This is a genomic window from Prosthecobacter sp. (assembly GCF_044373815.1).
GTDB lineage: Bacteria > Verrucomicrobiota > Verrucomicrobiia > Verrucomicrobiales > Verrucomicrobiaceae > Prosthecobacter.
The window spans coordinates 1-9,443 of the sequence record NZ_JBIPNG010000247.1; the positions used below are offsets into that span (position 1 = coordinate 1).

A 9,443-nucleotide genomic window follows, 5' to 3' on the forward strand; every position below is an offset into this window, starting at 1 on the left:
CGCCATCCTGATGATCGCCCCAGCCGCAGCCGATGAAGGGAATGTTTTCACCCTCCGACTCAAAGCGACCGCGCATGTCCTGAATGATGAAAATATAACCGGCAGCCGTGAAGCCTGCTCCGCTCCCGCTGCCCTTCACCCGGCTGTACGGCGTGCGAGAAAGAATGACCGGAAACGGCCCCTCCCCGCTCGGCAGGTAGATGTCTGTCGCCAGCTTGATGCCATCTCTCATCGCGAGCTTCTCGGTCTGCTTCTCCACCGGCTTCGTGGATTCCCCGACCTGTTTCAGCCAGCTCTCAGACGACACCACTTTGTCCGCCGCTGCGCGTTTCAGCATCCCCTCGATCTGCCGCGCCCACTGCTCGCCGTAGGTCTTCTTCACAAACTCAACCGCCTGCGCCTGCTCCTCGGTGGAGAGCGCGCTGTTGTGATCCACGTCCGCCATCGTAAACAAAGCCCGCATCTTCCCCGCCAGCGCATCATCCGCCGACGCATGGCACGAAAGAAGAGACACCGAGGCAGCTAGCAGCAGGAACGAATTTTTCATGGATAACGTGTAGGCTGCTGAGTGATCCCACACACGCGTTGATATGACAAAGCTGGGCGCATTCTCTGCAGCGCGAGCATTGCATTACCCCACCATCCGCCACGTCAGCTCCATGCCCATTCCCACAGGGAGTGGCGTCACCGGCCCGGCAGGTGTCTCCAGCACCGCCATCTGTTGCACGCCCTTCTCCATCACAAACCGTTTCTCCGAGGCCGCAAAACCATAAAACCCCGGTCCGTTGACACACAGGAAACGCTCCAGCAGCGCCTGCCCCTCCACCGTGCCGAGATCCACGCCCGCCTCTTCAAACGCCATCGCATAGAGCTGCGGCGCACAGCCTCCGGTAAAGCAGCCCGCCGCGCAGCCACAGGCCGTCGCTTTGGTCGTATGCGGCGCACTGTCCGTTCCCGCGAAATACTTCGTCTGCCCCGCAGTCGTCACAGCCTGTCGCAAGGCCGCACGATCATCCTGAAACTTCACAATCGGCAGACAGTACAGGTGATACTTCAGCCCCTGAATCAGATGCCCCAGCGTGTACAGCAAATGCTGCGGCGTGATCGTCGCACCCACATGCTCCGGCGCACGCGCCACGAACTCCGCCGCCGTGCGTGTGGTGATATGCTCGCACACAATCCGCAGCTTGGGATGCGCTGCCAGCAGTCGCGGCATCCGCTCCGTGTAAAACCTCGTCTCCGCATTCTGCTGCGCATCGATGTAGTCCGGCCCGCTCAGCCCATGCTGTTCTCCGTGAATGCACAGCACAATGCCATGCTCTTCCATCGCCCGCAGCACCTCGCCCCCGATCAAGTCATCCATCGGCATCCCATGCTCCGCGTTCGTCGTCCCATGTGGCGGGTAATATTTGCAGGCCCGCAACTGCCCCGACGACGCGCCCTCCGCAATCATTGCCGCCGTGGTCTGCCGCGTCAGATAAAGTGGCACGATCAACTGCTCAAACCCATCCGCCCCCGCCGCGCGCAACTCCGCCGAGTAGCTCTCGATCGACCAACCGTCTGTTTGCGCCGCTCCTAAGACCCGCGACACCGGCGGCTGCGTGTTCGGCATCGCCAGCGCCCCTGCACAGCCCATGTCGAGATGCGCCTGGACATATGAGCCCATCGCCGGGCCTTGGCGGAAATGCGTGTGGAGATCGAACCACTTGGGAAGCGTGAGGGTCATGCCCTTCCGTTAAACCGGGGAAGCGAACGCGGCAAGAAGGGAGCGCGGACACTCTTGTCCGCCATCATTAATGGCGGCAAAGCCGCGAAGATAAAGGGTGAGGGCAGGAGTGCTCACACTGCTTCAATTAGCCGCGCCCTCAATGTAGGGATCAAGATTCGGCGGTTTGGCGTGACTTCACGAGGAGAATGTGGCAAAAACGGGGCACAAACCGAACCACTCAACCACCCCTTGTTCTTCCTATGAACTCAAACCCGCTTTCCCGCCGCACCTTTCTTGGCACCGCATTCGCAGCCGCGACCGGCTTCACGCTTCCCCGTCCTTCTTTTGCCGCAGACAAGCCCAGCTCCGTCTTCAACGGCGTGCGCATCGGCTGCATCACCTACAGCTACCGCAGCTCGGCGAAAACAGCCGAGGAGACGCTCAAGGCGCTTCTCGATGATGGCCTCAGCGAGACCGAGCTCATGGGCGGCCCCATCCAGCTCTACGCCGGCATCAATGCCAAGGCCACCGACACGGAGCGCGAGCAGCAGCTCGCAAAGTGCCGGGAGTTGCGGAAGATGTACAACGATGCGGGAGTCAACATTCACATCCACAAGATGGGCTTCGGGCAGTCGAATGAGGAGATCGAATTCAGCTTCCTCGTAGCCAAGGCGCTGGGCTGCACGGGCGTGACCACCGAGCGCAATGCCATCCTCGCCGCGCGCGTCGCGCCGTATGCCGACAAGCACCAGATCTGGGTCGGGTTTCACAACCACACCAACAACCTGCCGGAGATGGACAAGTTCGATTCCATCCTGGATCTCGGCAAGTTCATCGGCTTCAACCTCGACATCGGCCACTATGTTGCCGGCACGAAGGGCAAGTCGCCCATTCCTGTGCTGGAGAAGTACCACGACCGCATCGTGAACCTGCACCTGAAGGACCGCACCGCCGACGGTGGCAACGTGGCCTGGGGGCAGGGCCAGACCCCGATCAAGGAAGTGCTGCAGCTGATGAAAAAGGAAAAGTGGACCTTCCCCGCCGAGATCGAGCTGGAATACAAGATCCCCGAAGGCTCCACCGCCGTCGCCGAAGTGGCCAAGTGCGTCCAGTATTGCAAAGAAGCGCTGGCGTAAACGAAGTGCTGCGTCAAAGGGAGCGCGGACAAAGTGACCGCGCTCCTCTCAATGGCCGTCCGTCAGCACGCTATTCAAAATTCTTGCTGATCTCGGCATGCGCGGCCGCCACTGCGGACTCGCACTCGCGGGCCTTGGCATAACGCACCGCAAAACTCCCCGGCTCCTCGGAGCCCATGAGCAAATGCCGCGCCTCACCCACCAGCGCATCCTTCCGCTCCTTCGTGATCGGCGGCTTTTCCTCCATCGCCTCGTCCATCATCACCACCAATTGCGAGAGCTGTCTCAGCCACGCGAAGCGCTCATGCTCCATGAGCAGTTGCAGAAATTGCATCGGCGACTCGATGACATTCCCTTCTTTCTCATACGCAGACCGTTCTGAGTTCATGAGCAGCTTGTGCAGACTGAGGAGCTGGTTTCGAAGGGCTGGAAGAGGGTGGTCGTTCATGCCCGTTCCATAATGCAGGTTCACTCCGTCATCTATCCATTGTTAAACTGAGCTGCCCAAAAAAAAATCCAAGCCCAAGGGCTGCAACAAATTGAGCGCGCCTCACGGAACAACGGAAGAAGGCAAAACCTTCCACTCCCGGTTCCTATAGTCATAGCTCAATGAAGGAATGCCTAGGCTGGGAACAGCTTTGATGACAGGTTGTGGCTGGCCAGGATGGTCCATCGCAAAGGGCTGGCTGACATAAAGGGTCAGAATCCAAGGCTGGCCATGGAGACGCAACGTCGCAGGAGAAATCTTTGCGGGTTCCACAAGTTTGCTGGCATAGACTTGATGATAACTTGGATTCGCGGCCAGAAAATCCGACAACAACCGAGTCGCCCGGGCCTCTGCTCTCCACAAGCCGGTATGCAGCCAGCAGGCCAGCATCAGAGCCGTTACCAACAAGCTCATGGAGGCCCTTTTCTGCCAATGCGGCCAACAAAGAATGACTCCCCTCCCCCAGGTCAAAACGGCCATCCCACCACCACCGAGCAGAAACAAAAACAAAGGGTACCGCTTCCGTGAATCCAGCGAATATCCGCCGGCAGGCACATAGATCAAACTGGCCATCAAGAACAAGATCAACATGGCAGCCATCACCCTTTTGCCATGGCCTTTGTCGATCTCGTTGAACCGATCCGGAGCCGCAGGAGTCATCCACAAGGCGGCAACGCCACCCAAGATGCAAAGGCCCAGACCAAACCATCCCAAAGGCCATTCACTGGCCGCTATCTGCCATAGAGACGGGCTGGAGACAGGAGCCCAAATGTCCAGCCACTGCCAGAGATTGCCCAGCGGACTGAGCAAAGCCGGCCAATGAAAATGAGGCTCCATATAAAGGGGATGGTCCTGCGGTTTGCATAAAACGTAAGCAACGAGATACAGGCATGCCATCAGCGGAGGAACCCAGCGAATGGATGGTTTCAACCAAGTCCCCCACGGGTCAGGCTGTGGAGTCATCAGACACGCAGCGCCTGCCACAAAGGCCAGAGCAAAGAGCAAGTGCTCATGAACCAGCAGAGAGGCTGCGAAAATCAGCCCCCAGATCAACCAGGCCCGGTTTGGAGTGGAATGGATTCGCAGAAACAACCAGATGGACACCCACAGGATCAGTGAACTCAGAATGTAAGGCAGGGCCGACGTCCAGGTTATCGCCTGGAATCCAAACGGCGAACAAGCGGCAATGATAGCCAACAGCAGCACGCCGTCTTGATTCCCGCACACACGGCGGAAAACCAGATAGAAAAACTGGCACGTCAATATATGCGAGCCGATGGCGAGAAGCCCCGGCAGCCACGGTCCACAATTCAGGATCCATCCAACCAGTCCGTGCTGGAGAAGGCGCCAGAAGCCTCTTTCTTGAAAGGCATTGACCAAATATTCCATGCCTCCCACCCGGGCCATCTCTGACAAAGGATAGTCATCAATGGCCCAGACATAGGCCTGCACCATGGGGAAATAAGACAACAGCCCCATCAACGCGATCAATAGCAGGGGCCTCCATTGCCAATGAATGGGACCCTGTAGAGATTGGATGTCAGCCATCCTTGGTCGTCCGTTAAGACGGTCTTGGACAGCGTTGTGATTAATCGAAGGCGCGATTGATGTTTATAAGAAATTTCGCCAAACCGTGTCAATCCAATGAGCGAGCCATTTTTTATCTTATTGTGGTTTTTTATGACTCCATAATCGGAGTTTCATAACTCAAAATGGCAGAGCCGAAAATGAAAAAAGCGCGGACTTTCGTCCGCGCTTTGTAGAGGAATCAAATGAAACGCGGCAGTATTATTGATGATACTCCTGCAACGCCCGCACCTGCACCTCGGTTCCTTGCAATGACTTGATCGCCCGCAGTGCGGCATCTGCACCGCGCAGTGTGGTCATGATCGGAATGCGGTTCTGCATCGAGGCGGTGCGGATCTTGATTTCGTCCTCTCGGGGATTTTTGCCGCTCGGGGTATTGATGACGAGGGCCATGTCCTTGTTCTTCATCAGGTCGATGACGTTCGGGCGCTGGCCGCTGGCGAGTTTGGGAAGGATGTTCACCGCAATGCCGGCTTCCTTGATGACGCCGCCGGTGCCGCTGGTGGCGTAGAGGGTGAAGCCGAGGTCGGCGTAGCCCTTGGCAATTTTCACGACGTTGGGGCGGTCGGTTTCCTTGACGCTGATGAACACATTGCCCTTCGTGGGCAGGGTGCCGCCAGCGGCCATCTGGCTCTTGGCGAAGGCCATGCCGAGGTCGTAGTCGATGCCCATGACTTCACCGGTGCTCTTCATTTCCGGGCCGAGGATGATGTCCACGCCGGCGAACTTGCTGAAGGGGAAGACGGCTTCCTTGACGCTGTGATGCTTCGGAATCACTTCCTCGGTGAAGCCCAGTTCCTTTAAGGTCATGCCCGCCATGATCTTGGCGGCGAGCTTCGGCAGCGGCACGCCGATGGCCTTGCTGACGAATGGTGCGGTGCGGGAGGCACGCGGATTGACTTCGATGACATACAAATCATCGCCCTTCACGGCGAGCTGCATGTTCATCAGGCCGCGCACGCCGAGGGCCTTGGCCAGCTTCTTCGCGGCATCGCGAATGCGATCCTGCATTTCCTTGCTGAGGCTGAAGGGCGGGATGACGCAGGCGCTGTCGCCGGAGTGAATGCCAGCCTCTTCGATGTGCTCCATGATGGCACCGATGACAGTGGTCTCACCGTCGCTGATGCAATCGACATCGACTTCCGTGGCGTCTTCAAGGAAGCGGTCCACCAGCACAGGGCGGTCGGGCGTGGCCTCGACGGCATTCTTCATGTAGTGGGTCAGTTCAGCATCGCTATAAACGATCTGCATGGCACGACCACCCAGCACGAAGCTGGGGCGCACAAGGCTGGGATAACCAATCGTCGCAGTGATGGCCAGCGCCTCTTCCAGCGAGGTCGCGGTGCCGCTCGGAGCCTGGAGCAATTCAAGATCGTCGAGCAACTTGGCGAACAGCTTGCGGTCCTCCGCGAGCTCGATGTTCTTCGGCGAGGTGCCGATGATGCGGACGCCGTTTTCTTCGAGGCCTTTGGCGAGGTTCAGCGGCGTCTGGCCACCGAACTGCACGATGACACCAAGCACCTGATCGTGGCGGTTTTCGCGCTCGTAGATGTTCAGCACATCCTCCAGCGTGAGCGGCTCAAAGTAGAGCTTGTCGCTGGTGTCGTAGTCGGTGGAGACGGTCTCAGGATTCGAGTTCACCATGATCGTCTCATAGCCCAGCTCACGCAGGGCGAAGGACGCATGCACGCAGCAGTAGTCGAACTCGATGCCCTGACCAATTCGGTTCGGACCGCCACCGAGAATCATGACCTTCTTGCGGTCGTTGTCCCGCACTTCGTCCTCGATGCCGTAGGTGCTGTAGTAGTAGGGCGTGTAGGCCTCAAACTCAGCCGCGCAGGTGTCCACGAGGCGGTAGGTGGGAACCACTCCATACTTGATGCGACCGGCGCGTATGTATTTCTCATCCACACCAAAGGAATGGGCGAGTTGCTTGTCGGAGAAGCCCATGCGCTTCCATTTGCGCATCGCTGCGGTGAGAACTTCCGCCTTCTTTTCCTCCGTGCGTTCAGCTTCAGGGATCTGGGCGATCAATGCTTCGCCAGACTGGTTGGGGATGAGCAGGTCTTCCTTCACGATGTCCTCAAGCTGCCTCAAGAACCACCGGTCGATCTTCGTCAGCTCAAACACACGCTCCACGGTCCACCCCTTCGCGAAAGCCTGGCCGAGGAAGAAAATGCGCTCCGCATTCGGCACCGTGAGCTTCGAGGTCAGCGTCTCGTCATCGACTTCCTTGTCGGCACCATCGCCGATGAGGCCGAAGCGTTTGATTTCCAGACTGCGCAGCGCCTTCTGCATGGACTCCTTGAACGTGCGGCCGATGGCCATGGCCTCGCCCACAGACTTCATCTGCGTGGTCAGCGTCTCATTGGCACCCGGGAATTTTTCGAAGGTGAAGCGCGGCACCTTGGTCACCACGTAGTCGATGGACGGCTCAAAGCTGGCAGGCGTCTCGCGGGTGATATCGTTCTTCAGTTCATCCAGCGTGTAGCCGACGGCGAGCTTGGCGGCGATCTTCGCAATCGGGAAACCCGTGGCCTTCGAGGCGAGCGCGGAACTGCGGCTCACGCGCGGATTCATCTCGATGACGATCATGCGGCCCGTGTCGGGATGCACCGCGAACTGGATGTTTGAGCCACCCGTCTCCACGCCGATCTCGCGGATGCAGGCGAAAGAGAAGTCACGCATGATCTGATACTCGCGGTCCGTAAGCGTCTGGATGGGAGCCACGGTGATCGAGTCACCCGTGTGCACGCCCATGGGGTCCAAGTTTTCGATGGAACAAATGATCACGCAGTTGTCCGCCTTGTCGCGCATGACCTCCATCTCGAATTCCTTCCAGCCGAGGAGCGATTCCTCGATGAGCACTTCTGTCACGGGCGAGAGGTCAAGACCACTGGCCGTGATGGTTTCAAATTCTTCCTTGTTGTAGGCGATGCCCCCGCCCGTGCCGCCCAGGGTGTAGGCAGGGCGGATGATGAGCGGCATGGTACCGATCTGCTCGGCAATCACGCGGGCCTCCTCAATCGTATGGGCGACGCCGGACTGCGGCAGATCGAGCCCGATCTTGAGCATGGCATTCTTAAACAGCAGACGGTCTTCGCCCTTCTCGATGGCGTCCGGCTTCGCACCGATCATGCGCACGCCATGCTTGTCCAAGGTGCCTGCGCGGTGCAGAGACATGGCGCAGTTGAGCGCGGTCTGGCCGCCCAGTGTGGGCAGCAGCACGTCCGGCTTCTCCTTGATGATGATCTTCTCCACCATCTCAGGCGTGATGGGCTCGATGTAGGTGCGGAAGGCGAATTCCGGATCCGTCATGATCGTGGCCGGATTCGAGTTGATGAGCACCACTTCATATCCTTCTTCGCGCAGGGCCTTGCAGGCCTGGACGCCGGAATAGTCAAATTCACAGCCCTGGCCGATGACGATGGGGCCGGAACCAATGACGAGGATGCGATGGATGGTTGTATCTTTGGGCATGGGGGAGGAAAAATATGACGAAATCCGGGTGCGGACGACGAGTGCGGCGGGTTGAGAGGGGTAGAAAGCGTATGATCTGGGCGCTTTCGGAGCGAAGGAACCACTGGCTGGCAGGCTAGGGCTACGGCATCGCGGGGCCGGAAAGCCCGGCATCTTGCACAGTCGGTGCGGTGCGTCAAACGCAGGGGTGGAAAAGACGTTAAATAGCTCCCAAAAAGGGGCTGTTTCGCCGGTTTTCAGCTCATCAGCTCAATTCACTGAGATTTTGACCCCGATACCCTTGTAGGCCTCGGTCATTTCCTGCGCGATTTGTGAATAACTTCTCCCATCAAGGAGCAGATCGAGGTGCTTGAACGGCGCGGTTTCGGACTTCATGTCCGGCGGCGGAAAGTTCGTCGGGTAGCTGAAGCGGCCGCCTTCAAGGTGCTTGACGCGGGGATCTTTGAAAAAGGTGCGCAGCGCCTCGGTCTCGCCATAGACCGCGTCCATGAACTTGATGAACCGCGTGCCTTTTTTGTCGCCATCCAGATGGCAGAAGAAATACACCGCGAGCACGGAGCGGAAGTAGAGCTCCCCCATTTTTTTGTTGGAGATGTCGGTGATGCCAGACCAGGTGGCACGGTTCATTTTCAGGTGCTCCTCCAGATTGCCAATCTCGATGGCATACCCGCGCTTCTGCATCTCCTGAATGTGGTCTTTCAGGCCCTTCTGGTGCGCGTCGGCACGGAATTTTCCGGCGTTGTAGGGCAGCATTTCCGTGTATTCAGCCGTCCCTTCGATGACCCACACGGGAAGGAAGGTCAGGTAGGCATCCATCACCTGATGGGTGATCTCATGGATCAAGGTGCCCCCGTCGTAGTTCTCATCCTTGGCGTAGGTCTTGCCCAGAAGCTTGAGGCCGATGCTGGGAAACGGCACCCGGAAGATCTTGTCTCCGCTCATATAGACACCCCCGGAGTTTTCAGGCCCCCCGGCGGCGATGTAATCCTTCCGCGTCTCAAACAGCTCGGCCTGGTAGCGTTCGAAACCCTCGGGTGGACGGCAG

At 58.5% G+C, this 9,443-nt stretch carries 7 protein-coding genes; 1 reads left to right on the forward strand and 6 read right to left on the reverse strand.

Annotated features, from left to right (window positions below; genetic code table 11):
• Positions 1 to 547: CocE/NonD family hydrolase (locus tag ACIREA_RS18840; protein WP_397383884.1), on the reverse strand; the 547-nt coding region annotated here is incomplete at its 3' end.
• An 84-nt stretch (positions 548 to 631) separates the two neighbouring features.
• Positions 632 to 1,726, reverse strand: coding sequence for a dihydroorotase (locus tag ACIREA_RS18845; RefSeq protein WP_397383885.1), 1,095 nt, complete (start codon positions 1,724 to 1,726; stop codon positions 632 to 634).
• Between the two features lie 242 nt (positions 1,727 to 1,968).
• Here ACIREA_RS18845 and ACIREA_RS18850 point away from each other — a divergent pair, with 242 nt between their 5' ends.
• Complete coding sequence (locus ACIREA_RS18850; protein ID WP_397383886.1) at positions 1,969 to 2,844, forward strand: sugar phosphate isomerase/epimerase family protein; 876 nt, start codon at positions 1,969 to 1,971, stop codon at positions 2,842 to 2,844.
• Positions 2,845 to 2,914: 70 nt separating this feature from the next.
• Here the strand turns inward: ACIREA_RS18850 and ACIREA_RS18855 are convergent, their stop codons facing one another.
• The 4 genes from ACIREA_RS18855 to ACIREA_RS18870 all read right to left on the reverse strand — a co-directional run.
• Entirely contained in the window at positions 2,915 to 3,292 is a 378-nt protein-coding gene (locus ACIREA_RS18855) for a hypothetical protein (protein ID WP_397383887.1), read from the reverse strand.
• A 102-nt stretch (positions 3,293 to 3,394) separates the two neighbouring features.
• The gene (locus tag ACIREA_RS18860; protein WP_397383888.1) at positions 3,395 to 4,879 is read right to left on the reverse strand and encodes a hypothetical protein; all 1,485 of its coding nucleotides are present in this window, start codon (positions 4,877 to 4,879) and stop codon (positions 3,395 to 3,397) included.
• Between the two features lie 240 nt (positions 4,880 to 5,119).
• Complete coding sequence (gene carB / locus ACIREA_RS18865; RefSeq protein WP_397383889.1) at positions 5,120 to 8,398, reverse strand: carbamoyl-phosphate synthase large subunit; 3,279 nt, start codon at positions 8,396 to 8,398, stop codon at positions 5,120 to 5,122.
• Positions 8,399 to 8,647: 249 nt separating this feature from the next.
• On the reverse strand, positions 8,648 to 9,443 hold a 796-nt coding region (locus ACIREA_RS18870), incomplete at its 5' end, for a hypothetical protein (protein WP_397383890.1).

What these genes read in the sequence shown, in the direction of transcription:
- ACIREA_RS18845 (WP_397383885.1), bottom strand. Translation starts at nt 1,726, where the DNA reads ATGACCCTCACGCTTCCCAAGTGGTTCGATCTCCACACGCATTTCCGC.
- ACIREA_RS18850 (WP_397383886.1), top strand. Translation starts at nt 1,969, where the DNA reads ATGAACTCAAACCCGCTTTCCCGCCGCACCTTTCTTGGCACCGCATTC.
- ACIREA_RS18855 (WP_397383887.1), bottom strand. Translation starts at nt 3,292, where the DNA reads ATGAACGACCACCCTCTTCCAGCCCTTCGAAACCAGCTCCTCAGTCTG.
- ACIREA_RS18860 (WP_397383888.1), bottom strand. Translation starts at nt 4,879, where the DNA reads ATGGCTGACATCCAATCTCTACAGGGTCCCATTCATTGGCAATGGAGG.
- carB (WP_397383889.1), bottom strand. Translation starts at nt 8,398, where the DNA reads ATGCCCAAAGATACAACCATCCATCGCATCCTCGTCATTGGTTCCGGC.